Consider the following 25,786-nt stretch of genomic DNA (forward strand, 5'->3'; position numbering starts at 1 on the left):
CCGCTCACCTATATCCTCAGTCCCGATGGCTACGAAAAGCTACGACTTCTGGCTGCTGGATCTCGACGGCACGCTCGTCGACGCCGAGACCAGCTACATCCACGACGTTGTCCGTGCGGTCGGTGCCCGACTCGGTGCCAGCTTCACCGACTGGGAGGCGGAGATGCTGTGGTACGGGCCGACGGCCCCACGCAGCCGGATTCTCGACAGCCACGCCATCGATCCCGAGCGGTTCTGGGCACTGTTCCACGAGGTCGAACAGCCCGAGACCCGGGCCGCGGCCACCCACCTTTACGACGACGCAGAGCAGTTCCTCGCGACACTCGCGGGGCCGGTCGGACTCGTCACCCACTGCCAGTCCTATCTCACCCGCCCCGTCCTCGACGCACTGGATATCGGTGACTGGTTCGACACCGTCGTCTGCTGTACGCCCGAGACGGGCTGGAAACCCGATCCCGGCCCGGTCGAACTCGCGATGGGGCAGCTTGGTGTCGGCGCCAACGGCCACCACGGGGCCGTCGTCGGTGACGATCCGGGCGATATCGGTGCGGCCTGGAACGCCGGGCTGGATGGCATCCACGTCCAGCGGCGCGATCCCGACCACGTCGGCCAGTGCGTGCTGGGTGATCGTCGAGTCGAGTCACTCGCCGATCTCTCGGCGACTGCAGACTGATCCTGTCCGCCAGAAGCTGTGTCTCGCGTGCCGAGACCGCGGGCTTTAACGCAACTGCGTCCTAACAGGTACTCATGTCAGCGTTGCGCGATGCGTTGCGTGATCTGCCCGAGGCCGTGTTCGCCGACGTGCTCGAAAGCGACGACGCCTACCTCGTCGTCATCGACCTCCCGGGTACGACCGCCGAAACTGTGGAGATCACCGTGAAAAACAATCACGTCGCGATCGAAGCCCGCCGGTCGAAGAACGTGGACCGGGCGTTCCGATTTCTCTCCGAGGAGCGCTCGCTGTTTCTCGACGTCGACCTCCCACTCCCGCTGGATGCCGTGGCTGACGAGGCAACCGCCTCGATCGAACGCGGCGTCCTGGAACTCGAGGTCCCAAAAGAGTCTGCAACCAGCGAGACGCCGATCCCCGTCACCGAGGCCTGAGATCGAGGTGTCGAGTTAGTGAACCTCCGCGCCTACTGGCGGTTTTTGGTCGTCATCTGGCGGTTTCTGCCGCTGATCGTCGCCTACCTCCGTGACCGTCGCCGATTCATCATCTTCGGTAGTTCACGTGAGGTGTCCAGCGAGAAGCGACGCGAACGCGCGGCCAAACTGCTCGACTCGCTTCTGACACTCGGTCCGACCTTCATCAAACTCGGCCAACTCCTCTCGACGCGGCCGGATATCCTCCCGCCGGAGTACGTCGCCGAGTTCTCGAAACTCCAGGACGACGTGCCGCCTGCGGACTGGATCGATGCAAAAGTGGTGCTCGAAGAGGAACTCGGCCCGGTCGACGAGCGCTTCGAGGAGTTCGACACCGATCCGATCAGCGGCGCGAGCCTCGGTCAGGTGTACAAGGCACAGATCGACGACCAGGCCGTCGCCGTCAAGATCCGCCGACCAGGCGTCGAAACACTGGTCGAGGCGGATCTGCGGGTCATCCGCTGGCTGTTGCCGATCATCATGCGCTTCGTCGAGGACGCCCGCTCGTTTTCCCTGGAGACGCTCGCAGACGAGTTCGCGAGGACGATCCGCCAGGAGATGGATTACAAACGCGAGGGGCGGATGCTCAAGGAGATCCGTGCCAACTTCGCCGAGAACGACGACGTCCGGATTCCGGACGTGATCGACTCCCACTCCAGTGAGCGCGTGCTCACGATGGAGTACGTCGCGGGGACGAAAATCGACAATCTCGACGAAATCGACGCCAAACAGCTCGACCGGACCGAACTGGCCGAACGACTCCAGAAAGTCTATCTCCAGATGATCGTGGAGGACGGTGTCTTCCACGCCGACCCTCACCCCGGCAATCTCGCCGTCGCCGACGACGGGACGCTCATCTTCTACGACTTCGGGATGAGCGGCTACGTCGATCCCTTCGTCCAGGACCGGATCATCGACTTCTACACCGCGGTTGCCCGCCAGGATATCGACGCGATTCTGGATACCCTCGTGGAGATGGGCACACTCTCCCCGGAGGCCGACCGGGACGTGATGGCGAACGTGATGGAGATTGCCATCGCCGACGCCCGCGGTGACGATATCGAACAGTACCGCATCCAGCAGATCATGCAACAGGTCGAGGATACGATCTACGAGTTCCCGCTGCGACTCCCCTCGAATCTGGCGCTGGTCTTGCGTGTCGCGACGGTCGTCGAGGGTGTCTGTGTCACGCTAGATCCGGATTTCGACTTCATCTCTGTCGCCACGTCGTATCTCCGCGGGCAGGGCTACATCGAGCAGGGGGTCCGGGATTTCGTAGAGGATCGGGTCACCGAGGTCCGGGATGCGGCGACCTCTTCTGTCAGGATCCCCCCAAAACTGGAGTCCACGCTCGACCGGATGCAGCGCAACGATCTCCGTGTGAAAGCCGAGATCGAGGAAGATAACGCGTATTTCAGACGGCTGGCCCGGCGAGTTATTCTGGGGATGGTCTTCGCTGCGGGGATCGTCTCCTCGACGCTTCTGTATATTTTCGAGAGCCAGCCCGTCGTCACCGCTGCGGTGGTGCCGACAGTCGCCGTCGGATTTCTTCTCTACCGGTCGTTCCGGAAGCAACGCGGGATCCAGGCACAGCCGAAGTTCACCAGACAGCGGATGCGCGAACGTGAGAGCGACGAGGGAGGGCGTGAAGCGCTCGGATTCGGCGATGCCGTCGTTGCCCAGTCTGGGATGGGCAACGATGAGTCAGACTCGGCAGCTACGCCCGAGGACGGGAATTCCGGATAGACGATTCCAAACCGTTTATACTCACAGGTGGTTAACGGCGGTACATGGCAAGACAGCAGACGCAAGTTCGCGAGCTCGACGAGGGGAGCTACGTGATGATCGACGAGACACCGTGTAAAATCACAGGCTACAGTACCGCAAAACCAGGGAAACACGGCAGCGCGAAAGCCCGGATCGACGCGAAGGGCGTCTTCGACGACCAGAAGCGCTCGCTCTCCCAGCCGGTCGACGCCAAAGTGTGGGTCCCGATCATCAACCGCAAGCAGGGACAGGTCATCGACGTCCGCAACGACGAGATCCAGGTGATGGATCTGGACACCTACGACAACTTCGTGATGAAAGCAGACGAGGATCTCTCGGCCGACGACCAGATCGAGTTCCTCGAATACGAGGAGCAGCGAAAGATCGTCTGATGTTTCCGGGTGCCGTGGCGGAGAAAGCCGACGCGGCCTACGCCATCCTCGGCGCGCCGCTGGATGCGACGACCACTTTCCAGCCGGGGACGCGCTTTGGCCCGGACCGACTCCGTCACGTCGCACAATCGTTCGAGGATTACGACCACCGGACAGACTCGCTGTTTACCGACTGTTCGGTCCACGACCACGGCGACATCCAGCCAGGTGACGATGTCGCCGAGTATCTCCACTTTTTGCGTGGCGCTGTCCGGGAGTACGACGAACAGGGGACGGTCCCGCTCCTCCTCGGCGGCGAGCACACTGTCACTGTGGCTGCAGTGCGCGCGCTCGATCCCGACGTGTTCGTCTGTCTCGACGCCCACCTCGATCTGCGCGAGTCCTACGCCGGGAACCCGTTGAGCCACGCAACGGTGACACACCACGCACTCGAGTCCGCCGACGAGGCGATCGTTCTGGGTGCGCGCTCCGGCTCCGGGGCGGAGTGGGACCGCGCCGAGGCGGCCGAGGTGACCGTCGTTTCACCCGAAGACGTTCCCTCGTGGGAGCCGGATCTATCCGGCAGTGTCTATCTCAGTGTTGATATCGACGCTGCCGACCCGGGCTACGCGCCGGGGACCGGGACGCCGGAACCGTTCGGACTCACACCCCGGGCGATGCACGAGGTGGTGCGGGCAGTCGCGCCACATGCGGTCGGATTCGATCTCGTCGAGGTCAACGATAGAGACGACGGGCAAGCGGCGATTCTCGGCGCGAAACTCCTCCGTGCGTTCGTCTACGCCCATTACGCTGACTGAAAACGGTCGCTAGCTTTTTGAACTGATAGCGCCCTCTTGAGTACATGGATCATCTTTCGTCGTGTTACTTCTGTTCGAGTGCACTCGACGAACCGCTGGGAACGTACACTGTCTCGGGGACTGGGGGGGAGACAGCCGTCACACTGTGTTCGACCTGTCACCGGAAACTGGATCTCATTTTCGATACGACCGAGACAGCGAGCGTCGAGGCACACGACGGCTCCATCGAGGCGCGATCGGGCGGGGAGACTATTGTTGACACAGATGGGACTAGCTCGACCGATACGGAACCCGGGGTCGAGTCGAACACTGCTGACGATACTTCGTCACCAGAGGATGCAGCCTCGACAGCCGGCGAGGGAGACGCCAAGGTGGATGCGTTACTGGACGACGAGGAACCGAGCGTCGACGAATCGGACGAACCAGCAGTCGACGAGTCCGAGCAGGGCATCGAGGAGGACGATCCGCTGGAACTCGATGCCGACGAAGAGGAGCCACTCGATGACGAGGGAACAGACGACTCCGGGGACGAGCTAGAAGCCCAGATGGAGCCCGACATACCCGACGAGTTCGGGGGAGTAGAGTCCGACAGTGACGAGTTGTCGGATGGCGAACCCACCGCCCCGGACGAAACAGCCGACGCCGACAGCGGGATCGATCCGAGCATCTTGCAGGCTGACGAGATTGCCACGGGGAAAATCGATCTCGACGAGACACTCGAGGAGTCCGAGGATGGTGCGGTCAGCGACGAGGTATCCGGAGCGGGCGAAACTGACGGGATGGCGGCGGACACCGGGGCGGCTGACACCGAGACGGGTGGTGACCCATCCGAAGCCGGTGCCGACGGTGTCGACGACGAACCCGAGGAAATCAACCAGATCATCGGCGAACTCGACGAAGAGATCGAGGAACTCGGCAGGGGGGCCGAGGTCGAGGAAAGCCAGCGACCAGGCGAGGAGAGCGGGGAAGATGCAGACGAGGAGAGCGGGGAAGATGCAGACGAGGATGGGGGGTTCGCCTTCGACCAGGGAGTGGAGGCCGAGAACCCCGAGGAGGACATCACCTCGGAGATGGAACCCGACATCCCCGAGGAGTTCGACACTGGCGGCGAGGAGTCGTCGGACGACGACTCGGAGCGGATCATCTTCGGTGCCGACTCGATGGTGCGAGACGACCTGGTCGACGACGAGCCAGATGACGGTGATCTGACCGACGACGAGCCAGCGGACGGTGATCCAGAGGAGCCAGCGGACGCCGACCAGTCAGTTGATCCGACCGGGAGCGACATCGTTGACGAGGCCGAGAAACTCGACGATATCGCGCCGTCCGGCGACGATACACCGGTGGAGAGCGACGACCAGACCGATGCTGGTGACGCTGCCGAGGACGACGGGCCGGACGAACCGGACGACAGCCCGTCGATTTCGGCACTGGAGTACAACAAAGTGATGCGACTGCTCCAGAACCGCGAGTTTCCCGTCGACCGCGAGGAGATCGTAACCGTCGCCGCGAACGCTTACCAGCTTTCGGAGGCCGACTGCCTGGCGGTGATCGATCTGGCGATCGATCGTGGACTGCTCGCAGAAGACGGCGACGTGCTGGTTCGACCCGACTAGAGATTATCGACGATCGCGGCCGTCATCTCTTCGGTCGTCGCGTCGCCACCCAGATCGGGGGTGTGCGGTCCATTCTCAAGCACTGATTCGACGGCGACGCGGACCTGCGCTGCTGGCTCGGTGTACTCCAGATGGTCGAGCATCATCGCTGCCGAGAGGATCATCGCCGTCGGGTTCGCGACGCCCTCGCCGGCGATGTCTGGTGCGGAGCCGTGGACCGGCTCGAACAGTGCGTTCTCCTCGCCGACGTTCGCCGAGGGGAGCAGTCCGAGTCCGCCGACGAGTCCGGCTGCCAGATCAGAGAGCATGTCGCCGGCCAGATTCGGGCAGATAACGACCCCGTAGTCCTCGGGGTGCATGACGAGATGCATCGCGAGCGCGTCCATCAGGGTGGTGTCGTACTCCGCGCCACGCTCCTCGGCGACGCGCTCTGCGACCTCGACGAAGAGTCCGTCGGTCTCCTGCATCACGTTTGCCTTGTGGGCGATTGTCACGTCGTCGTAGCCGTTCCGTTTGGCGTACTGGAAGCCGTACTCGGCGATCTGCTCGGAGGCGTCCTCGGTGATGACGCGGGTTAGCGTCCGGACTCCCTCCGTGATTTCGTTTTCGATCCCCGAGTAGACACCTTCGGTGTTCTCCCGGACGAAGACCAGATCCGTCTCGGGCTGGAGCCCATCGAGTGCGGGGTAGGCGCGGGCCGGTCGGATGTTGGCAAAGGAGCCGACGACGGAGCGCAGCGGAAGAATGACATCGGCTGCAGTCTCGCCAGCGGCGCCAAACAGCGTCGCGTCAGCGTCGGCGGCAATCGCCGCCGTCTCCTCGGGTAGCGCCTCGCCGGTCTCGGCTTTCGTCTCGTCGCCAGCGTCGCCGTAGACGAAATCGAAGTCGATATCCAGCTCGTCGAGTACGTCGATCGCGGCGGGTGTGACTTCCTGTCCGATCCCGTCACCGGGGATGATAGCGATTTCGTGGGTCATACTGTCGAATATCGGGGCGGATACAAAGAGAATTCGATACCGCCGTCACCGACGGTGGCAATATACTCCGAACCCAATATTCATTAGCTTTCTGCGTGTCTAGATGAGCTATGGAAGACATATTCGTCGGCCGCTTGATGTCGTCCGATGTCGTCACAGTGACAGCCGACACGCCAGTCGAAGATGCAGCCGAGAAGCTCATGGCAGAAAACATCGGATCGGTCGTCGTCGTCGACGCGGATGGACTGCTCCGTGGAATTCTGACGAGTACGGACTTCGTGCAGATCGTCGCAGAGAAGCAACCGAAAGACAACACCGCGGTCCGGGAGTACATGACCACGGACGTCATCACTGTCACCGCACAGGATTCGATCCGGGACGCTGCCGACCGACTGATCACCTACGATATCCACCACCTCCCGGTCGTGGACCAGGAGGATCACCTCATCGGCATGCTCTCGACGACGGATCTCACCGCCTACATCTCGGAAGTCCAGCAGCCGACGCCAGCATAGATCTCACTGGAAGTCTCGGCCTGCAAGAAACAGCGTACTGGCTCAGTCGGAGGTGACGTAGGGCAGTTTGCCCGCCGTCTCCTCGACTTTCGAGAGATTCGAGTACATCAGCGTCGTCGTATCCCAGATGCCGTCGACGAGCGCCTCTTTCATCGCGTCGTCGATCTCACCCTCGATGACGTTCTCTCCGTAGGTGACGGTCTCTTCTTCGACGTCGATCTCGATCTCCCCATCAGGATTGTCTTCGATCCACTCCTGCAGGTGGGTAACCTCCTCGTGGGAGGCGGTGACCGCGGGGATGCCAAGCGATTTGCAGTTGTCGGCGAAGATCTCTGCGAAACTCTCGCCGACGACGCCGTCGACGCCCCACCGCATCATCGCCTGCGGGGCGTGCTCCCGGGAAGAGCCACAGCCGAAGTTGGTGTTGACGACCGCGATCGAGGCACCCTCGAACCGGTTGAGCGGGTGGTCGTTGAACTCGCCGTCGGCGTCACGGCGGGCATCGTAGAAGAGATAATCCGCCATGTTGTCGAACGTGACCTCCTTCATGAACCGCGCCGGGAGAATCTGGTCCGTGTCGATGTCGTCTCCGGGGATCGGAACACCGGTGCCGCCGACCTCGGTGATATGATTCTCGCTCATCAGTCTGCCACCTCCTCGACGTCGTTCGCAGTGACGGTCGGCGTCTCCTCGTCGAAGAACCGTCTCGCGTCGGTCACCTCGCCTTCGACTGCGGCGGCGGCGACCATCGCCGGACTCATCAGCACGGTACGGCCCTCCTTGGAGCCCTGCCGGCCGATGAAGTTCCGGTTCGAGGAGGAGGCACAGACCTCGTCACCCTCCAGCGAGTCGTCGTTCATCGCGAGACACATCGAACAGCCGGCCCTGCGCCACTGGAAGCCGGCCTCGATGAACGTCTCGTCGATGCCTAACTCTTCACACCGCTGGCGGACGGTCTCGGAGCCGGGGACGGCGAGTGCGCGCACACCGTCTGCGACCTGGCGACCCTCCAGGATGTCGGCTGCGATCTTGAAATCGGAGACGCGGCCGTTCGTACAGGTGCCCAGGAAGGCAACGTCGACATCGTAGCCGAGCATCGAGTCGCCGGCTTCGAGATTCATGTGCTCCAGTGCCTGTTCGGCAGCCTCGCGGTCCGTTCGGCTCTCGAAGTCCTCCGGGGCCGGAATCGGCTCGGAGACCTCGATTACCTGTCCGGGGTTGATCCCCCAGGTGACGAGCGGATCGACGTCGTTCATGTCGATCGTCACCTCGTCGTCGTACACTGCGTCCGCGCCCGAACTGATGGACTCCCAGTACTTCTTGAGTTCCTCGAACTCCTCGCCTTCGGGGACGTACTCGCGCCCTTCGAGATAGTCGTAGGTTGTCTGGTCGGGGTTGATGTAGCCCGCGCGAGCGCCGCCCTCGATGGACATGTTACAGACCGCGAGCCGACCTTCCATGTCGAGTGCCTCGATCGCCGGGCCGCCGTACTCGTAGACGTGGCCGACGCCGCCGTCGACACCCAGATCCTTGATGATCTTCATGATGATGTCTTTGGCGTAGACACCCTCGCCGAGGCTCCCCTCGACGTTGATGCGGCGCACTTTCTGTTTGTCGGCGGCGATACAGCCCGTCGCGAGGATGTCGCGGATCTGGCTGGTGCCGACACCGACGCCGATCGACCCGAACGCGCCGTGAGTGGCGGTGTGAGAGTCACCACAGGCGACGGTCATCCCGGGCTGTGAGAGGCCCAGTTCCGGTGCCACGACGTGGGTGATCCCCTGTTTGCCCGACTCGAAGCCAAAGAAGGTGATCCCGGCCTCGGAGACGTTCCGCTCCAGTGCGGAGAGCATCTCCTCTGCTTCCTCGTCCTGGAGCGGCCGGTCTCGCTTTGCTTCCTCGGTCGGTGCGATGTGGTCCGTCGTCGCGAAGTTGCGTTCCGGGAAGGCGATGTCGATCTCGCGTTCGCGAAGCATCGCGAAGGCCTGTGGGCTCGTCACCTCGTGGATGAGATGCAGCCCGATGAACAGCTGATCCTGCCCGTTGGGCAACTCGGTTACCTTGTGATTCTCCCAGACGTTGTCGTATAGCGTGTTTTCACTCATGTTCTACTGATGACTCGCGGCCGTCGCTGCCCCGCTGGAAGGAACGTACCGTCCCTTCCGAGGCGTCGTGGTCTACGTCGGCCATCGTCTCCGTCGTCTGTTCGGCGTCTTCGTCAGCTTTCTCCGCCGCTTCGCGACCACCGTCGGCCGCAACTGCGCCTGCGTCGTAGTACTGTGTTCCGAACGATTCGCCCGTGTGTGGGTGTGTGTGATCGATATCTCGCATCTCCATTACTGCTCACCCCATTCGAAGAGCTCGCGCAGTCGTTCGCCGACCTCCTCGATCTGGTGGTTCTGCTCCGCGTACCGTGTCTGTTTGTACACCGGCCGGTTCGCCTGGTTCTCGGTGATCCACTCCGTCGCGAACTCGCCGTTCTGGACCTGTTCGAGGATCTTGTCCATCCCCTCGCGGTTGATGACCTCCTCGCCGCGTGTGAGGCCACCGTACTCCGCGGTGTCGGAGACGGAGTTCCACATGCCCATGTTGCCGCCCTCGTACATCAGGTCGACAATCAGTTTGAGCTCGTTCAGACACTCGAAGTAGGCCATCTCCGGCGAGTAGCCCGCGTCGACGAGCGTCTCGAAGCCGGCTTTGACCATCTCGGTGACACCGCCACAGAGGACGGCCTGCTCGCCGAACAGGTCTGTTTCGGTCTCCTCGCGGAACGTCGTCTCGATGACGCCCGCGCGGGTACAGCCGATCGCCTGTGCGTAGGCCAGTCCCTCGTCGTGGGCCTCACCTGTTGCATCCTGGTAGACTGCGAGCAGTCCCGGTGTGCCCTCGCCGCGTTTGTAGGTCCGCCGGACGAGGTGGCCGGGGGATTTCGGCGCGACCATCGTCACGTCGATATTTTCAGGGGGCTCGATCTGGCCGTAGTGGATGTTGAAGCCGTGTGCGAACTGCAGCGTGTCGCCCTCGTCGAGTCCCTCCGCGATCGCCTCGTAGACCGCCGGCTGGACGGTGTCGGGGACGAGCATGACGACCGTATCTGCTCGGGCGGCGGCCACGTCCGGTGTCGCCACCTCTAGACCGTCTGCTTCGGCTTCTGCACGCGAGGCGGAGTCCTCGCGCAGGCCCACGATCACGTCGACACCGCTGTCGTCGAGGTTCTGGGCGTGTGCGTGTCCCTGGCTACCGTAGCCGAGCACTGCGACCGTCTTGTCTTCGATATCCGATACGTCGGCGTCGTCTTCGTTGTATACCGTTGTCGTAAACTCGTCTGTCATCTTTTAGTCGTCTGCAGCTTCTTCTGTCGCTGTCTGTGCGTCTGTGGGTGCCTGATTCGGCTCGGAGACCTGCGCTGTCGGGGCCTCCCCGCGTGCGAGCGCGGAGTAGCCAGTCCGGGCGATCTCACGGATGCCGAACTGCCGGTAGGCGTCGAGTGCGTCGTCGATCTTCTGGTGGTCGCCGGTGAGCTGGATCGTGATCGTCCGTGGCCCGGCGTCCATGGTCTCACCGTTGTACATATCGGTGATCGCGTTGACCTTGTCCGGTTCCGTTCCGTTGACCTTCACGATCACCAGTTCTCGCTGCACCGCATCCCGGTCGAGTTCGCGCACCGAGATGACCGGGATCAGCTTTTCGAGCTGTTTTTTGGCCTGATCGATGCCCGGGCGGGGCTCCTCGATGACGATCGTCATCCGTGCGAAATCGTCGTCGATCGTCGCACCGACGGTCAGCGATTCGATGTTGAACTGTCGGCGGCTGAAGAGGCCCGAAACCTCCGCCAGCACGCCGGGTTCGTGTTTGACCAGCGCCGAGAGCAAGGCACGCTCTGGCTGGTGTTCGGCCTCGGCCTCCGGATCGATCCGGATACCCTGTTTGTTTCGCCGTCCTTTCGGCAACATCCGCTCGTCCGGTCCAGGACCGGGAAGTTCTCCTTGTGTCATAGCTGATCCAGGTGCTCCTCGTTCAGTGCGAAGCGGGCGTTGTCGCCGCCGCTCGGAACCATCGGGTAGACGTTCTCTGTCGGGTCGATGATCGCGTCGATCACTGTCGGCCCCTCGTACTCGCGGGCCTGCTGGATCGTCTCCTCGACCTCGTCGGGATCTTCGAGTCGCAGCCCCTGTGCGCCGAATGCCTCGGCGAGTTTGTCGAACTCGGGGATCCACGGATACTCCGAAGCCATCCGCCGACCCTCGTAGAAGCCGTCCTGCCACTGCCGGACCATCCCGACAGCCTCGTTGTTGAGGACGACGATGGTGATGTTCAGTCCCTCGCGAACCGCCACGGAGAGTCCCTGTGCCGTCATCAGGAAGGAGCCGTCGCCGTCGAAGGCGACGACCTCCTGATCCGGTGCGGCGACTTTCGCGCCGATCGCGGCGGGCACTGCGTAGCCCATCGTCCCGAGGCCGTGGGAGGTGACCCACGTTCGGGGCTTCTTCCAGGTCCAGTACTGCCAGGCCCACATCTGGTGCTGACCGACGCCGGCCGCGACGATACAGTCGTCGTCGGTCACTTCGTCGTACTTCTCGACGACGTACTGTGGTTTCAGCGGTTCGTCTTCCGGCATCTCGTAGTCGAGTGGGTACTCCTCCTTCCAGGTCTGGCACTGCTCGCGCCACTCTCCGGCTGGTGGCGACTGTGTGAGTGCCTCGTCGAGTTGCTCGATGACGACGGCTGCGTCGCCGATCAGCGGGTAGTCGGCTTCGACGTTTTTCGAGATCTCTGCCGGGTCGATGTCGACGTGGATGATGTCCGCGTCGGGTGCGAACGTGTCGATGCCGCCGGTCAGGCGGTCGTCGAAGCGAGTCCCGATGCCGAGTAGAACGTCGCTGTTCGAGATCGTCAGGTTGCCGTAGCCCGTGCCGTGCATCCCGGCGATGCCCAGGGAGAGTTCGTCGTCTTCCGGGAACGAACCCGTGCCGGGCATCGTCGTGACGACTGGGATCTCGTACTCGCGGGCAAAGGCCCGGAGTTCTTCACAGGCCTCGCCTTTAATGACGCCACCGCCGGCGAGGATCGCCGGTCGCTCTGCGTTTGCGAGTGCGTCCGCCGCCTCTTGGACGATGACCTGGTCTGCCTCTGTCGGCGGATTGTAGGTGTCGGGCGTCTCGGGAAGCCCTGGTGCGACGTCGGTTTCGCTCTGCGTGACGTCTTTGGGCAGATCGACCAGCGTCGGGCCCTGGCGACCCTCGTTTGCCAGTGCCCACGCCTCGCCGATGCTGTCGCCGACCGTGTCCGAGCTTTCGGCGAACTTGTTGTACTTGGTGACTGGCTGCGTGACGCCGATCGTGTCCGTCTCCTGGAAAGCGTCGTTGCCGACGAAATCCGTCGGCACCTGGCCAGTCAGCGCGATGACGGGATCGGAGTCCATGTTCGCGTCCGCGAGCCCGGTGATCAGATTGGTCGCGCCGGGGCCGGAGGTCGCCAGGCAGACGCCCGGCTTGCCTCTGACGATGCCGTAGGCGTCGGCCGCGTGGGCTGCGCCCTGTTCGTGGGCCATCGTGATGTGGTCCATCTCCTCGTGTTCGTACAGGGCGTCGTAGACGGGCATGATCGCACCGCCCTGGACGCCGAAGAGGTGTTCGACACCGGCGTTCTGGAGTCCGGCGACGACCGACTCCGCGCCAGTCGCGACGCCGTCGACCGTCTCAGTTTCTGCTTGTTCCTCGTCTGTTCGCTCCTCTTTCGGGACGGATGCGCGTTCACTCATCTGCATCCCCTCGTTGTGTGTTGTTCATTGTTCTCTGGGTTGTGTTGGTGTTGGTCGACCACTGTGCTGCTGTCGAGAAGGCCAGTCCGAAACAGTTTCGGTGATGATAGTGGGGCTATACCGCCCCTACAATAAGAATCGCGTCGAGTCGCTCCGCTGGGGAGCGGCTGCTGGAACGGGACTGCGACCGTCGTCCAGCGTGCTGTGGCATCAGTACGTATCTCTGTCTGCGGTCCATAATAAACGTTCCGTGACAGTCCGCAACAGCCGCCGCTGGCCACCGCTGGCTCGTCGGTGGGCCCGCAAAACCCCGCTCCAGTCATGGGGTTACGCGCGGACCTCCTCTTCGCTCTCGTGGTCGACACCGATCTCGCGGGCGAACTTCTCCAGTTCGGACATCGTCACCCGCTGGGACTCGGCACCGAAATCCTTGACACGGCGGGTGACCTCGGTGACTTCCTCGTCGGTCGGCCGGAAGCCGGCTTCTTTCAGCCGCTCCCGGACCGAGTGGGTGCCGGTGTGTTTCCCGAGCACGAGTTCGCGCTGGGCTCCGACCATCTCCGGAGTCATGACGCCGGGCTCGAACGTATCGGAGTTCTCGATGACGCCGGCGGCGTGAATCCCGCTCTCGTGGGAGAAGGCGTTCGCACCGACGACGGGTTTGTTGCCCGGCACCGGCACGTCGGATTTCTCCTCGACGACGCGGGAGAGTTTGGTGATCGCCGTCGTATCGATCCCGGTGTCGACGTCGTACAGCGACCGCAGCGCCATCACGACCTCTTCGTAGGCCGCGTTGCCGGCGCGCTCGCCGATCCCGTTGATCGAGACCTGCGCCTGGCTGGCACCTGCCTCGTAGCCGGCGAGTGCGTTCGCAGCAGCCAGCCCGAAGTCGTCGTGGGTGTGGACGTCGACGCGCGCGCCGCCCGCGTCGGCTACCTCGACGACCTTTCCGACCATCTTCTGGAACCGGGTCGGTGTCGCGACACCGGTCGTGTCGGGGATGTTGATCCAGTCCGCGCCGGCGTCGACGGTCTCCTCGATGATTTCGAGCAGGAACCCTTCGTCGGTCCGGGTCGCGTCCATCGGGGAGAACATACACTCGACGCCGGCGTCTTTCACGCGCTCGATCGACTCGACGGCCCGCTCGGTCGCGTCCTCGCGGGTGGCGTGCATCGAGTCTTCGAGCTGGACGTCGCTGGTGGAGACGAAGACGTGCACCATATCGACGCCGCTGTCGAGCGCGGCCTCTACATCTGCTTCGACAACTCGTGCCAGCCCGCAGATCGTCGTCGAACTCGTCTCGACGATGTCACGGACGGCCTCGAACTCCGCGTCGCTGTTAACGGGGAACCCGGCCTCGATGACGTGGGTGCCCATCTCGTCGAGCAGCGCCGCTATCTCGCGTTTGTCCTCGTAGGAAAACGACGTTCGTGGCGTTTGCTCTCCGTCGCGGAGCGTGGTGTCGAAAATTCGTGCGTCTGTGATTTCAGACGTACTGTCCAGTGTACCCTGGAAGAACTCGATCCGCCGGGGAACCCGACGAATCCTCGTTGTTGGACATAAGCATTCGACTAGGGTTCGTCCAGACTTATATATCTATCTAGGCGCGGTCTCCCGTGTGTCCCGATACCACGGACCGAGATGGTTACATCAGGTCGTCGAGCTGGTCGTTGTCGAACTGCTCGGCGGGGTCGCCGCGGTCGTCGGCCTCGGCCTGTGCGTCGGCTGCGCGTTGCATAAACTCCTGGACACGCTGGGAGCGCTCGACGCCGCCCAGCAAGACGAGGGCGGCGAGTCGATCGCTGTCCAGCGGGAAGTCCCCACCACGGACCTGGAGTGAGCCGGTCTCCTCCTCGACCCACTTGCGCGCGCGCTCGACACCTTTTCGAGAGATCCGTTCTGGCTGGCCGGCGATCACGAGCAGCGCCGCTTCGGCGTCGACCGCGTTCGGCAGGCTCATACTCGTCAACAGTGATTTGCGCGTCATGCTGGTGATGGCGTTGACGTTCTCGCCGGCGTCTTCGGAGGCTTCGGCGCTTGCATAGCCCAGCGAGGCGATCCCGCCGTTTCTGAGCGTGTTGATGATCTCCGAGGAGTCGACGACGCTCTCGCCGACACCGTCGACAACCTCGCCGGCGGCGAACAGCAGCCCCACACGCTGTGCGATCTGCTGGTTGATGTTCTCGAACCCCTCTTCGACCGTCTCGTCGCTCGTCCGCCAGGCATCGTTGTCGATCAGGATCGCCGAATCGGACTCCCGGATGACCGTCTTCAGCGATCGGCCGGCGTTGGCCTGGTACAGCGCCCCCTCGTCGCGGCCGGGGAGAATTCCGAGCACGTAGATGGGGATATCGTACACCCGTTTGAGTTCCTTCGCGAGCGCGGGCGAGCCACCCGACCCGGTCCCACCGCCGAGTCCGGCGACGATCACGACGGCCTCGGCCTCGGTCGTCACACGGCCGTCGAGCATATCCATCACCTCGGTGGCTTCCTCTTGCATGATCTCCGCGCCGAGTTCGTTGTCACCGCCGACGCCGTGGCCCTTGACCCTGTCCTGGCCGATGAGCATCGTGTCGATATCCAGCGACTGGAGATCCGTCTTCGCGCTGTTGACGGCGAAGGCATCCCGGATAGCACCGAATCCCATCTGTTCGTCGAATTCGGCGAGGCGTTGTGTCACCTTCCCACCCGCCTGGCCGACACCAATCAGGACGACTTTCATATCTGATTATGTTGTTGTACCGGATAATGAACGTTGGGTCATCTCTCTCGGTGAGACGTTCGACACGGTTCGGGGTTTCCTCAGTCTACCGGCGGAGCAAGCCGACTGCCTCGGGTCTTGACTCCGGGACGGTTCAACCAGGGAACAATTCTTTCTTTTCTCCGTTGTGTAGGGCGCGTATGGCCACCCAAACTCGCAGGTTCTCTACCCGAGAGATCACCGTTGCAATCGCTGCAGTTGTCGGCGTGAATGTGATCGGTGCCGCGCCGGCCGCGCTGTTCGGTGCCGATACAGGCTGGATCGACCGCCCGTGGTTTTTCCCACCCGATATCGCGTTTCCGGTCGTCTGGACGCTCCTTTTCACGCTCATGGGGATCTCCCTCTTTCTCGTCTGGCGAGAGGGCGTTTCGCGGCCAGCCGGGACGTCGACAGAGGAAGTCAGAACCGCCATCTCCATTTTCGCTGTCCAGCTCGCGCTGAACGTTGCCTGGACGCCGGTGTTTTTCGGCCTCCAGCGCCCCGACCTCGGGCTGGTCGTGATCGGCGCGCTCTGGCTGGCCATCGTCGCCACCATCGTCGCGTTCAACTGGATCAGCCGCCGTGCGGCCGGACTGCTCGTCCCCTACCTGGCCTGGGTGAGCTTCGCCTTCGTGTTGAACTATGCAATCTACGCTGGTGTTGGATAGCTCGACTGGCTCGCAGGCGGCGGTTTGATAGGCCGGGCGCTCCGAGTGGGCTGTATGGATCCGGAGACGCTACGTGACGAGATGCCAGCGTTGTCGGAGTGTCGGTATCTCAACACCGGTGCGAGTGGACCGAGTCCCCGGCCGGTCGTCGAGGCCGCCGCGGAGTTCGAACGCCACCACCAGTATCGCGCCCCAGCCGAGGAGGGGATGTACGACCCCCCAATGGAGGCACTCGCGAGCGCGCGCGAGGCAGTCGCCTCGCTGCTCGGCACCGACGCCGAACACGTCGCGCTCACGGACAGCACTGTCGAGGGGATCAACCACGTCTCGACGGGGATCGACTGGGAGCAGGGGGATGTGGTGGTCCGGACGGACACCGAACACCCGGCGAGTGTGCTCCCGTGGCAGCGGATGGCCGACCTCCACGGGATCGAGACCCGCGTGATCGACAGCGAGCGCGGCCGGATCGATCTCGACGAACTCGCCGACGCGGTGGCGGATGCCCGCCTGCTCTGTGTCAACTCCCCGACCTGGAACTACGGGACTCGACTCCCGATCGAGGAGATCGTCGAGATCGCCCACGACGCCGACACGCTGGTGCTGGTCGATGCAGTCCAGGCCCCCGGGCAGATGGCGCTCGACGTCGAGGAGTGGGGGGCAGATTTCGTCGCCGCATCGGGGCACAAGTGGCTGCTCGGCCTCTGGGGGTCGGGCTTTCTGTACGTCAGCGACGACGGGATGGCGGAGCTGTCTCCCTCTCGGATCGGCTACTTCTCGGTGACCGATCCGAGTGCAGAGGAGTACGAGTTCCATCCCGACGCCCGCCGGTTCGATCTCGGTACGCAGTCAGTTTCGCCGTACGTGGGACTGGAGAAAGCAATCGAGACGATGCAGTCGATCGGACTGGAGACGATCGAAGGGCGGATCGGGCGGCTTACGGATCGACTGAAGGATGGGCTCGGGGATCGGCTCCTCTCGCCACAGGACTCGAACACTGGACTGGTGACGTTTGCGGCTGACGAGCCCGAGGAGCTGGTCGAGCGGCTGTCGGCGGAGGGAATCAAGATTCGAACGCTCCCGGAACCGCACGCATGCCGGGTCTCGGTTCACGTGTTCAACACCGAGGAAGATGTCGATCTGTTGCTGGATCTGTTGTAGCTTGATTTTGTGAGACTTGAGGAACGGCTAACGCTGAGAACAGCAAGAAAGCCCCCGAGCTATCAGCTCCCGCGACTCGCTGCGCTCCAGTAGGTGCTTGCGTCGTCGGGGTTCGCTGATAGCTCGGCCCCTTTCAGTCCCACCCGTGTCGGCTGGCCAATCAAGCTGGATGGGTGGGGCTGAAAGGGGCCGTCATCGGGCGCGAAGCGCCCGATTGCTCGGGAGACGGAGTCTCCCGGCGTCCGATTGATCCGTCCCAGGCGATGCAAGGACCGCAACCCGGAGGGTGAGGACCGCAGCGAGCCTCGGGCGGTCAATCGGACGGGGGCTTTCTTGCTGTTCTTGGCTATATCCAGAGCATTCCTTCTGAGTTATACGCCAACTCCAGACACACCCCACCATCGAAACGCCGTCGTTTTACCGGCCGAGCAGTTATTCAGGTGCAATGAGCCAGAATTCGAGCGACAGACCCGATGGCGACCTCCGGAAAACTGGAATGTCACTCCGCCACGACCGGGAGTGGGATTACGAACTCGACCGGATTGTCGAAGAGGTAGAAGAACGCGACGCGGACTCTGTCGGCCTGCAGCTACCCGAAGGACTCAAACGCCGCGGCCCCGGCGTCGCCGACGACCTCCGCGAGACACTCCCCGACGATGTGACAGTTCTTATCTCCGGCCAGCCCTGCTACGGTGCCTGCGATCTGGATACCTATCTGATGAAACGAACCGACGTGTTCGTGCACTTCGGCCACTCGCCGATGAAAGAGTCGGACAAGATCATCTACGTCCCGCTGTTCTCGAACGTCGAGGTGCTGCCCATCGTCGAGCGATCGATCGACGAGGAACTCACGCCGGCCGACGAGGATGCAGACGTCGGCCTCGTCACGACGGCCCAGCACATGAACAAGTTCGATGATATGCGCGAGTATCTCGAAGAACAGGGCTACACAGTTCACGTCCGGCGGGGCGACGACCGACTCACCAACGAAGGACAGGTGCTCGGCTGTAACTACGCCTCCGCGGACGTCGACGCCGACCAGATTCTCTACGTCGGCGGCGGGAAGTTCCACCCGCTCGGACTGGCGATGGAACACCCCGACAAGAAGGTCGTCATCGCAGATCCGGTGAACAACGCCGTCACCATCGCAGACACAGAGAAGTTCATGAAACAGCGCTACGCTTCGGTCCACAAGGCGATGGATGCCGACAGCTGGGGTGTGATCTTCTGTACGAAGATCGGCCAGGGCCGGTGGGACCAGGCCCAGGAGATCGTCGAGAACAACGACGACGCCTACCTGCTGACGATGGACGAAGTCACCCCCGATCGACTCCTGAACTTCGGCCTCGACGCCTACGTCAACACCGGCTGTCCGCGGATCACGACCGACGACGGCCCGCAGTTCAACTCCCCAATGTTGACACCCGGCGAGTACAAGATCGCGATCGGCGAAAAACCACTCGACGAGCTAGAGTTCGACACCTTCCACGGCACCTGGTAACTGCCACTGTTCGGACTCTTCATACCACTCGGAGTTCACTTCTCGCTGTCAGTTCACGCTCTGGAACTGGTCAGATGTTAGATTGTCTTTCCGACGGTCAGTCGGACCGACCGACTTCGTGAATCTCGAATAAGAAAACCACTGCAAGTAAACTGCGCCGGTGATAGACATCGATACCCGACTCGCTACAGTGTACACTTACTCGAACGTCCAACCACCAGCTCCGGTCGGGGGGTCGTTCCCATCAGCCGCCTTTTCGCGGCGCTGCTCGGTGGATGCGGGGACGTGGTGCATTCCGAGATCGTGCAGGAACGTCGGGAGATAGTTGGGGTGAAAGCTGACGTCGAACTCCTCGTCGAGCAACTGCTCGATCTCTGCCGACTGCCACGGTTCTCCGCCGGCCAACCGCTCTCGAAGCGCGGTACGCTCGCTCTCGTCGAGTTTCGGTGGCCGGCCACCACCCTTCTCCGGCACGAGTGCCGCCGGGCCGCCGCGGTTCCAGGCTGTCGCCCACCGATCGCCGGTCGACTCTGACCGGCCCACGCGGTCTGCAGCCGCCGCGATCGTATCGCCGCAGTACAGATTCTTGACGAAGATGTACCGGCGCAACAGCGCCTCGTCGTTCGTCGCCGTCAGCCGGTCGTCCAGTTCTGACCCGGTGAGATGCCGGACGAGCTCTTTCCGCCGGTCGGCACACATTCTACGACGGTCTTTACTCCCGGATTTAATATTAGTTTTTCTCACTCACCGCCTCCGGTTTTTCTTATCGATAATTCCGTACCGTCGATAAAGAAACTTTTTTTAACATCCAACTGATATCTGAACTATGGGGCAGTCTGTCACATCTCTTCCAGAGGTCCACTTATCTGCGGCGAATATTGGCGGTATCGAGCGGGCGTCCGAGGTTATTTTTCCAGGCGTTACAGTTCTTGTCGGGAAGAATGCGACAAACCGGACATCCCTGTTGCAGGCGATCGCGGCCGCCCTCGGAACTGATAACTTCACTCTCAAGCGGGATGCAGAGGCCGGGGAGGCCACACTCCGGGTGGGGAACGACGAGTACGTCTGCAGACTCCAGCGCGAAAACAGCCACATCGAACGGGACTGCGAGCCCTACGTCGACGAGCCCGAGCTTGCCGAACTGTACGCGGTTCTGTTCGGCTCGAACGAGATCCGGCAAACCGTCCGGGAGGGTGGCGATATCCGGGAGCTGATCGTTCGCCCACTCGATATCACGGAGATCAACGACCGTATCGGGGAGATCGTCACACGCCGGCGCGAGATCGACCAGCGACTCGATCAGTACGACCAGATCGATACGAAACTCGAACGAAAGCGAGCCAAACGTCGGGAGTACGAGGCAAAACTTGACGATCTCGACGACCAGCTTGAACGCAAGCGTAACGAGCTAGAGGCGGCCCAGCGGGCGGCCGAGGGCCAGAGCCAGTCCGAAATCGAGGCCGAACTCGAAGCCAAGCTGGATACACTCCGTGATCTCCGGGCCGACCGGGAGGCAGTCGAGGAGAGTCTGGCCGTCGAACAGAAGAGTCTCGAATCGTTCCGTGAGGAACGCGAGGAGATCGCCGACCAGTACGACGCACTGTCGCCCCCCGACGAGGAGCAACTGGCGACACTCGACGAGCGCATCGACCAGCTTCGAACTCAGAAACGCTCGCTCGGATCGACGATCAGTGAACTCCAGCAGGTGATCCGGTTCAACGACGACCGTCTCTCGGAGTCGTCGCCGCTGGCTGGAGAGCGCGAGACGACCCCGGAGCTGACCGACCAGCAGACCGTCTGCTGGACCTGTGGCAGTGAGGTAAGCAGGGACCGGATCGAGGAGACACTCGACCGGCTCCGTGAACTCCACCAGCAACACAGTTCGGAGCGAAACAGGATCACCGACGAGATCGAGCAGGCCGTCGAGCGACGGTCGGAACTACAGGAGACACAGAAACAGTACGACGAGCTGGAAGCACAGCTGTCCGATCTCGAAGAGAAGATCCGGCACCGCCAATCTGCCATCGAGCGACTCCGGAGCCGACGGGCGGAACTCGAAGACCGTATCGACGAGGTGGAAGCGACCGTCGCCGACCTGAAACAGGATCGCCAGAGCGAGGTACTGGCGCTCCAGGAGGAGGTGAGCGAACTGGCCTTCGAACGCCGACGGATCAGTGAGCAACTCGACGAGGTCGAGGCGGAGATCGAGCAACTCCAGGACTGGTCCGGCGACCGCGAGACGCTCGAAACCGAACGCGAGGAGCTCTCCGACGAACTGACCGAACTCCGGACGCGCGTCGACCGTCTGGAAACGGAGGCTGTCGAGGCCTTCAACACACACATGGCCGAGATTCTGGACACACTCGAATACGACAACATCGAACGGATCTGGCTCGATCCGTCACAGCGAGAGATCGAAGAGGGGAGCCAGACGCTCACGGAACGAGTCTTCGAACTCCACGTCGTCCGGGCGGCCGACGATGGGACCGTCTACGAGGATCGCTTCGAACACCTGAGCGAGAGTGAACGCGAACTCGTCGGACTCGTCGTTGCGCTGGCGGGATATCTCGCTCACGACGCGCACGAACAGGTTCCATTTATGTTACTCGACTCACTGGAGATGGTCGACGGGCAGCGACTCGTCGAACTCGCCTCCTATCTGAAAGAGTACGTCCCGTATCTCGTCATGGTGTTGTTGCCCGATCACGCGGCCGCATTTGCTGATCACGAGACGCTGCCCGACCACAGAATTACGGATATCTAACCTCACAGTGATTATTGCGGGTCTGTACGGCTCTGGCAACGCACAATGTGGGTGATACGCCGTGACACACCGTGATCTGTGACTCGGTCACGAAAATAACCGCACTAATCACTCTCAGACGTGCTGTGGCGACCGATCTGCAGTGAGCTGTCGCTCGAACCAGGTTGCGATCTGCCCACCGTCGATACGGCCGGCCACTGCCAGAAACTCCGCTCGCTTACTGTCCACGGCGCGGCTGTCGTAGGCCGTCTGGTTTAGCTGTGTGAGAAAGCTGTTTTGCTCGGTACAGGCGAACAGAACTGGGATCTCCAGCCCCGACAGCTCGCCATCGAGCAGATCGAGCCGTCCATTCCAAAACGCGACTGCCACCGGTTTGCTGCTGGCGCTGTCGACGTACTGTATTGCTGCCGGTGCGGCGGTATCTGCGGCGCAGACGGCGATATCGAGTGTGTCGAGCATCGCCTGCCGCCCGAGCCAGTTGTGCAGTGAGTCGATCCGACGGCCGAGTAACTCGATATCCAGCCGACTCTCCCGTTCGCTCGCCTCCCTCGCAGTGAGCAGGTCGACGACGAAGGTACCGATCCCCCGGTCGGTGAACTCTCTCTCGAGGGCCGATTCCTGTGGTGTCTGGCCAGCCCCACACTCCCCCGATAATATTACGACCACAGTCTCTGCCCGTGCTGGTACTCTCAACTCTCCGCGCAACGAGCCCTCGCCCGTCGAAAATGCCACCTCCCGTACTGTGGTCCCCATGAGACTCCTACCGCCCGGGAACTGTAATATACAGGCGGACATTCCCAACATATAATAATCCTTAGAAATTTTCGTTATAGATTCCCGCAACCCAATACCGCCCAGAACTGTCATACTACGTACCTGAATACAGTGATGGCAAGGGTTTTTTTATCCTTAACGATAATTACGGATACTATGGCACGCAGTGATCCAGGGGCGTGGGACACCTCGGTCCAGACACTCGACACCGAGCGACCAGATGTTCCGGCCTACAGTGGCTTTGCAACCGCATTGCGCGAGGAGGTCAGTGGGGATGTCCAGTTCGACGAATACTCACAGATCCTGTACGCGACCGATGGGAGCATCTATCAGGCCCGACCTGCTGGCGTCGTACTGCCACGGACCGTCGAGGACGTGCAGGCGACCGTCGAACTTGCACAGGAGTACGAAGTGCCGATCCTGCCACGGGGGACGGGGTCGTCGCTCGCCGGCCAGGCAGTCGGTCCGGGCTGTGTCGTGATGGATTTCACCAAGTACATGGACGATCTGGTCGATATCGATCCCGACGCCAAACGCGCGACGGTCCAGCCGGGTATCGTGCAGGACCATCTCGATTCGGCGCTGGCTGAACACGACCTCAAGTTCGCGCCCGACCCGGCATCCTCGAACCGCGCGACCGTCGGTGGGGGGATCGGCAACAACTCCACGGGCGCGCACTCGGTCCGGTACGGTATCACCGACGCCTACACCGAGGAACTCAAGGTCGTCCTCGTCAACGGCGAACTGATCCACACGCGGGAAGTGGTCCTCGACTCCGAGGAGTACGAGGGGATCGTCTCCGGCGACGGGATGGAAGCGGAGATCTACCGGACGGTCCGCCAGCTCGTCGAAGACAACCAGGGCGAGATCGACGACAAATACCCCTCGCTGAAACGCTCTGTCTCGGGCTACAACCTCCACAAGGTGATCTACGAGAACGACGAGGGTGAGATGGTCATCAACCTCTCGAAACTGTTCGTGGGGGCGGAGGGGACCCTCGGCGTCATCGTCGAGGCGACCGTCTCCCTTGTCACCAAACCAACGGAGACGGCGCTCGCGCTGTACTGTTTCGACACGCTGATCGAGGCGCTGGAGGCCGTGCCCGAGGCCCTGGAGTTCCCGGTGAGCGCGGTCGAGTTGATGGACGACGAGGTGTTTCGCCTCGCGAGCGAGTCCGAGGGGTACGCCGAGTACGCCGAACCGATCCCCGACGGCACTGCGGCGACACTGATGCTCGAGTGGGACAACGAACTGATCTCCGCCGATGGCGACCAGCGAGCGGCCTTCGAATCGGCCATCGCGGACACGAACGCCCACTTCGTCGACGAGGGTGACGCCTTCGACGTCCTCGAAGCCTACACCGACGAGGATCAGGCGGATATCTGGAAACTCCGGAAGGCGGCGATTCCACTGCTGATGAGTCTGGAGGGCGATCCGAAGCCGTACCCGTTCATCGAGGATGCAACCGTCCCACCGGAAGAACTCGCCGAATACGTCGGCAAGTTCGAGGACGTGTTGACCGACCACGACACTTCGGCAGCGTACTTCGCCCACGCCGGTTCGGGCACACTGCACATCCGTCCGATCCTGAACCTGAAAGACGGCGAGGGCATCGAGAAGATGCACTCGATCACCGACGACGTGACCGATCTCGTGCTCGAACACCACGGTGCCTTTTCAGGCGAGCACGGCGACGGCCGGGCCCGGACGGAGTTCAACCCCAAGATGTACGGTGAGGATCTCTGGACGGCGTTCAAGGAACTGAAAACCGCCTTCGATCCGGAGTGGCTGATGCATCCGGGTAACGTGGTCTACCGATCCGGCGTCGACGATCCGGGGCCGGACAACGACCGCGGCGTCGGCGCGGACAACCGCGAACATCTCCGCTACGGCGCGAGTTACCAGTCGATCGAGCCGATGACGGATCTCGACTTCGACGACGAAGGCGGCTTCTCACAGCTCGTCGAACTCTGTAACGGCTGTGGCACCTGCCGGCAGACCGACTCCGACGTGATGTGTCCGACCTACCGCGCCTCGAAAGAGGAGATCCAGACGACACGCGGCCGGGCGAACATGCTCCGGGCTGCGATCAGCGGCGAACTCCCCTACGAGGAGATCCACTCCGAGCGGTTCCAGTCGGAGGTGCTGGATCTCTGTGTCGGCTGTAAAGGCTGCAAGAGCGACTGCCCGACTGGTGTCGACCTGGCGAAACTGAAAGCCGAGGTGAAACACGAATACCACCGCGAGCACGGGTCGAGCATGCGCTCGAAACTGTTCGGCAACATCGACAGCTTCGCCGAACTCGGGAGTAAACTCGCACCCGTCTCGAACATCGCGCCGAAACTGCCCGGCGCCCGGATCGTGATGGAGAAGACGCTCGGTATCGCCCGGGATCGTGAACTGCCGACGTTCAAGCGCCAGAGCTTAGAAGCGTGGTTCGAGGCCCGTGGCGGTTCGACGGTTCCCGAGGGGCAGGCCGACGCGAAGGTCGTCCTCTTCCCGGATACCTTCACGAACTACAGCTATCTGGAGCCAGGCAAAGCCGCGATCGAGGTGCTCGAAGCGGCGAACATCCACGTCCAGATTCCGAGTAATCTCGCGCCGTCCGGTCGGGCTGCGTTCTCCCTCGGTTATCTCGACGACGCCGAAGAACACGCCCAGACCAACGTCGACCTCCTCGCGCCGCGGGTCGACGACGGCTGGTCGGTCGTCTTCGTCGAACCCTCGGATGCGGTGATGTTCCAGGACGAGTATCTGGATCTGCTCGACGGCGAGAACGTCCAGAAGGTCTCGGCCGCAGCATACGGGATCATGGAGTACTTCGACGGGATGGATATCGACGGCAAACTCGCCTTCGACGGTGTCGAGGAGGAACTCACCTACCACGGCCACTGCAACCAGAAGGCGACGAACAAGGACCACCACGCGGTCGGCGTCCTCCGGCGGGCCGGCTACGCGGTCGATCCGCTGGATTCCTCGTGTTGTGGGATGGCCGGCTCCTTCGGCTACGAGGAAGAACACTACGAGATCTCGAAGGGGATCGGACAGATCCTCTTCGATCAGGTCGAGGAAAGCAACGGCGACACGGTGACTGCACCCGGTGCCTCCTGTCGCTCACAGCTCGGTGATCGCGAGGGCGAGACGAAACCACCACATCCGGTCGAGAAACTCGCGGATGCCGTCGACTCCTCGTCGGTCAGGTAACGGCGATCT

The 25,786-nt window shown here is 62.4% G+C and carries 23 protein-coding genes; 12 read left to right on the forward strand and 11 right to left on the reverse strand.

The annotated features are described in order from the left end of the window. Positions 1–25: 25 nt before the first annotated feature. The 6 genes from EOW68_RS03200 to EOW68_RS03225 all read left to right on the forward strand — a co-directional run bounded on the left by EOW68_RS03200 (position 26) and on the right by EOW68_RS03225 (position 5,715). The gene (locus EOW68_RS03200; protein ID WP_128223726.1) at positions 26–673 is read left to right on the forward strand and encodes an HAD family hydrolase; all 648 of its coding nucleotides are present in this window, start codon (positions 26–28) and stop codon (positions 671–673) included. A 74-nt stretch (positions 674–747) separates the two neighbouring features. Beyond that, complete coding sequence (locus EOW68_RS03205; protein WP_128223727.1) at positions 748–1,104, forward strand: Hsp20/alpha crystallin family protein; 357 nt, start codon at positions 748–750, stop codon at positions 1,102–1,104. Between the two features lie 18 nt (positions 1,105–1,122). Continuing rightward, positions 1,123–2,889, forward strand: a complete 1,767-nt coding sequence (locus EOW68_RS03210; RefSeq protein ID WP_128223728.1) for an ABC1 kinase family protein — start codon at positions 1,123–1,125, stop codon at positions 2,887–2,889. Positions 2,890–2,933: 44 nt separating this feature from the next. Continuing rightward, positions 2,934–3,302 carry a translation initiation factor IF-5A gene (locus tag EOW68_RS03215; protein WP_128223729.1) on the forward strand — a complete coding sequence of 123 codons (369 nt, stop codon included), beginning with the start codon at positions 2,934–2,936 and terminating at the stop codon, positions 3,300–3,302. Continuing rightward, positions 3,302–4,099, forward strand: coding sequence for an agmatinase (gene speB, locus EOW68_RS03220; RefSeq protein WP_128223730.1), 798 nt, complete (start codon positions 3,302–3,304; stop codon positions 4,097–4,099). The genes EOW68_RS03215 and speB overlap by 1 nt, the downstream gene beginning before the upstream one ends. Positions 4,100–4,143: 44 nt before the next feature. Next, a complete protein-coding gene (locus EOW68_RS03225; RefSeq protein ID WP_128223731.1) occupies positions 4,144–5,715 on the forward strand; it encodes a midas domain-containing protein in 1,572 nt (523 codons plus the stop codon). On the opposite strand, the gene EOW68_RS03230 is transcribed toward EOW68_RS03225, so the two are convergent. After that, a complete protein-coding gene (locus EOW68_RS03230; protein ID WP_128223732.1) occupies positions 5,712–6,692 on the reverse strand; it encodes an isocitrate/isopropylmalate family dehydrogenase in 981 nt (326 codons plus the stop codon). The two genes, EOW68_RS03225 and EOW68_RS03230, sit on opposite strands and share 4 nt — an antisense overlap. 110 nt (positions 6,693–6,802) lie before the next feature. Between EOW68_RS03230 and EOW68_RS03235 the strand changes: the two genes are divergently transcribed. Then, positions 6,803–7,207: a CBS domain-containing protein gene (locus EOW68_RS03235; protein ID WP_128223733.1), complete on the forward strand. Its 405-nt coding sequence runs from the start codon at positions 6,803–6,805 to the stop codon at positions 7,205–7,207. 42 nt (positions 7,208–7,249) lie between these two features. On the opposite strand, the gene EOW68_RS03240 is transcribed toward EOW68_RS03235, so the two are convergent. From EOW68_RS03240 to EOW68_RS03275, 8 genes are all read right to left on the reverse strand, one after another. Next, complete coding sequence (locus EOW68_RS03240) at positions 7,250–7,849, reverse strand: 3-isopropylmalate dehydratase small subunit (protein ID WP_128223734.1); 600 nt, start codon at positions 7,847–7,849, stop codon at positions 7,250–7,252. Then, complete coding sequence (gene leuC, locus EOW68_RS03245) at positions 7,849–9,312, reverse strand: 3-isopropylmalate dehydratase large subunit (protein ID WP_128223735.1); 1,464 nt, start codon at positions 9,310–9,312, stop codon at positions 7,849–7,851. Before leuC ends, EOW68_RS03240 begins: the two co-directional genes overlap by 1 nt. Further along, positions 9,305–9,544 (reverse strand): DUF7989 family protein, encoded by a 240-nt coding sequence (locus EOW68_RS03250; protein WP_128223736.1) that lies wholly within the window; start codon positions 9,542–9,544, stop codon positions 9,305–9,307. The genes leuC and EOW68_RS03250 overlap by 8 nt, the downstream gene beginning before the upstream one ends. Beyond that, positions 9,544–10,539 (reverse strand): ketol-acid reductoisomerase, encoded by a 996-nt coding sequence (gene ilvC / locus EOW68_RS03255; RefSeq protein ID WP_128223737.1) that lies wholly within the window; start codon positions 10,537–10,539, stop codon positions 9,544–9,546. The genes EOW68_RS03250 and ilvC overlap by 1 nt, the downstream gene beginning before the upstream one ends. A 3-nt stretch (positions 10,540–10,542) precedes the next feature. Beyond that, positions 10,543–11,202, reverse strand: coding sequence for an acetolactate synthase small subunit (ilvN, locus tag EOW68_RS03260; protein ID WP_128223738.1), 660 nt, complete (start codon positions 11,200–11,202; stop codon positions 10,543–10,545). Then, positions 11,199–12,968: a biosynthetic-type acetolactate synthase large subunit gene (gene ilvB, locus EOW68_RS03265; protein WP_128223739.1), complete on the reverse strand. Its 1,770-nt coding sequence runs from the start codon at positions 12,966–12,968 to the stop codon at positions 11,199–11,201. The genes ilvN and ilvB overlap by 4 nt, the downstream gene beginning before the upstream one ends. 327 nt (positions 12,969–13,295) lie before the next feature. Then, entirely contained in the window at positions 13,296–14,564 is a 1,269-nt protein-coding gene (locus EOW68_RS03270) for a LeuA family protein (protein WP_128223740.1), read from the reverse strand. Between the two features lie 49 nt (positions 14,565–14,613). Next, positions 14,614–15,690, reverse strand: a complete 1,077-nt coding sequence (locus tag EOW68_RS03275; RefSeq protein ID WP_128223741.1) for a tubulin/FtsZ family protein — start codon at positions 15,688–15,690, stop codon at positions 14,614–14,616. A gap of 179 nt (positions 15,691–15,869) precedes the next feature. Between EOW68_RS03275 and EOW68_RS03280 the strand changes: the two genes are divergently transcribed. From EOW68_RS03280 to dph2, 3 genes are all read left to right on the forward strand, one after another. Beyond that, positions 15,870–16,376 (forward strand): TspO/MBR family protein, encoded by a 507-nt coding sequence (locus EOW68_RS03280; protein ID WP_128223742.1) that lies wholly within the window; start codon positions 15,870–15,872, stop codon positions 16,374–16,376. A 54-nt stretch (positions 16,377–16,430) separates the two neighbouring features. Then, the gene (locus EOW68_RS03285; RefSeq protein WP_128223743.1) at positions 16,431–17,534 is read left to right on the forward strand and encodes an aminotransferase class V-fold PLP-dependent enzyme; all 1,104 of its coding nucleotides are present in this window, start codon (positions 16,431–16,433) and stop codon (positions 17,532–17,534) included. A 445-nt stretch (positions 17,535–17,979) separates the two neighbouring features. After that, positions 17,980–19,035: a diphthamide biosynthesis enzyme Dph2 gene (gene dph2 / locus EOW68_RS03290; RefSeq protein ID WP_128223744.1), complete on the forward strand. Its 1,056-nt coding sequence runs from the start codon at positions 17,980–17,982 to the stop codon at positions 19,033–19,035. A 198-nt stretch (positions 19,036–19,233) separates the two neighbouring features. On the opposite strand, the gene EOW68_RS03295 is transcribed toward dph2, so the two are convergent. After that, entirely contained in the window at positions 19,234–19,734 is a 501-nt protein-coding gene (locus EOW68_RS03295) for a helix-turn-helix domain-containing protein (protein WP_128223745.1), read from the reverse strand. A 127-nt stretch (positions 19,735–19,861) separates the two neighbouring features. Here EOW68_RS03295 and EOW68_RS03300 point away from each other — a divergent pair, with 127 nt between their 5' ends. After that, complete coding sequence (locus EOW68_RS03300; RefSeq protein WP_128223746.1) at positions 19,862–21,799, forward strand: archaea-specific SMC-related protein; 1,938 nt, start codon at positions 19,862–19,864, stop codon at positions 21,797–21,799. Between the two features lie 114 nt (positions 21,800–21,913). On the opposite strand, the gene EOW68_RS03305 is transcribed toward EOW68_RS03300, so the two are convergent. After that, positions 21,914–22,552, reverse strand: a complete 639-nt coding sequence (locus EOW68_RS03305) for a dienelactone hydrolase family protein (protein WP_128223747.1) — start codon at positions 22,550–22,552, stop codon at positions 21,914–21,916. A gap of 177 nt (positions 22,553–22,729) precedes the next feature. On the opposite strand from EOW68_RS03305, the gene EOW68_RS03310 reads away from it, so the two are divergent. Further along, positions 22,730–25,777, forward strand: a complete 3,048-nt coding sequence (locus tag EOW68_RS03310; RefSeq protein ID WP_128223748.1) for an FAD-binding and (Fe-S)-binding domain-containing protein — start codon at positions 22,730–22,732, stop codon at positions 25,775–25,777. Positions 25,778–25,786 lie beyond the last annotated feature (9 nt).

Origin of the sequence: Halovenus amylolytica (assembly GCA_004015825.1) — an archaeon.
Classification (GTDB): domain Archaea; phylum Halobacteriota; class Halobacteria; order Halobacteriales; family Haloarculaceae; genus Halovenus; species Halovenus amylolytica.

Excerpts from the sequence above, each read along its gene's own strand:
- dph2 (WP_128223744.1), top strand. The coding sequence starts at position 17,980 with ATGAGCCAGAATTCGAGCGACAGACCCGATGGCGACCTCCGGAAAACT.
- ilvN (WP_128223738.1), bottom strand. The coding sequence starts at position 11,202 with ATGACACAAGGAGAACTTCCCGGTCCTGGACCGGACGAGCGGATGTTG.
- EOW68_RS03215 (WP_128223729.1), top strand. The coding sequence starts at position 2,934 with ATGGCAAGACAGCAGACGCAAGTTCGCGAGCTCGACGAGGGGAGCTAC.
- EOW68_RS03275 (WP_128223741.1), bottom strand. The coding sequence starts at position 15,690 with ATGAAAGTCGTCCTGATTGGTGTCGGCCAGGCGGGTGGGAAGGTGACA.
- EOW68_RS03310 (WP_128223748.1), top strand. The coding sequence starts at position 22,730 with ATGGCACGCAGTGATCCAGGGGCGTGGGACACCTCGGTCCAGACACTC.
- EOW68_RS03240 (WP_128223734.1), bottom strand. The coding sequence starts at position 7,849 with ATGAGCGAGAATCATATCACCGAGGTCGGCGGCACCGGTGTTCCGATC.
- speB (WP_128223730.1), top strand. The coding sequence starts at position 3,302 with ATGTTTCCGGGTGCCGTGGCGGAGAAAGCCGACGCGGCCTACGCCATC.
- EOW68_RS03285 (WP_128223743.1), top strand. The coding sequence starts at position 16,431 with ATGGATCCGGAGACGCTACGTGACGAGATGCCAGCGTTGTCGGAGTGT.
- EOW68_RS03235 (WP_128223733.1), top strand. The coding sequence starts at position 6,803 with ATGGAAGACATATTCGTCGGCCGCTTGATGTCGTCCGATGTCGTCACA.
- EOW68_RS03230 (WP_128223732.1), bottom strand. The coding sequence starts at position 6,692 with ATGACCCACGAAATCGCTATCATCCCCGGTGACGGGATCGGACAGGAA.
- EOW68_RS03200 (WP_128223726.1), top strand. The coding sequence starts at position 26 with ATGGCTACGAAAAGCTACGACTTCTGGCTGCTGGATCTCGACGGCACG.
- EOW68_RS03295 (WP_128223745.1), bottom strand. The coding sequence starts at position 19,734 with ATGTGTGCCGACCGGCGGAAAGAGCTCGTCCGGCATCTCACCGGGTCA.
- EOW68_RS03205 (WP_128223727.1), top strand. The coding sequence starts at position 748 with ATGTCAGCGTTGCGCGATGCGTTGCGTGATCTGCCCGAGGCCGTGTTC.
- EOW68_RS03280 (WP_128223742.1), top strand. The coding sequence starts at position 15,870 with ATGGCCACCCAAACTCGCAGGTTCTCTACCCGAGAGATCACCGTTGCA.
- EOW68_RS03250 (WP_128223736.1), bottom strand. The coding sequence starts at position 9,544 with ATGGAGATGCGAGATATCGATCACACACACCCACACACGGGCGAATCG.
- EOW68_RS03300 (WP_128223746.1), top strand. The coding sequence starts at position 19,862 with ATGGGGCAGTCTGTCACATCTCTTCCAGAGGTCCACTTATCTGCGGCG.
- ilvB (WP_128223739.1), bottom strand. The coding sequence starts at position 12,968 with ATGAGTGAACGCGCATCCGTCCCGAAAGAGGAGCGAACAGACGAGGAA.
- EOW68_RS03225 (WP_128223731.1), top strand. The coding sequence starts at position 4,144 with ATGGATCATCTTTCGTCGTGTTACTTCTGTTCGAGTGCACTCGACGAA.
- EOW68_RS03305 (WP_128223747.1), bottom strand. The coding sequence starts at position 22,552 with ATGGGGACCACAGTACGGGAGGTGGCATTTTCGACGGGCGAGGGCTCG.
- ilvC (WP_128223737.1), bottom strand. The coding sequence starts at position 10,539 with ATGACAGACGAGTTTACGACAACGGTATACAACGAAGACGACGCCGAC.
- leuC (WP_128223735.1), bottom strand. The coding sequence starts at position 9,312 with ATGAGTGAAAACACGCTATACGACAACGTCTGGGAGAATCACAAGGTA.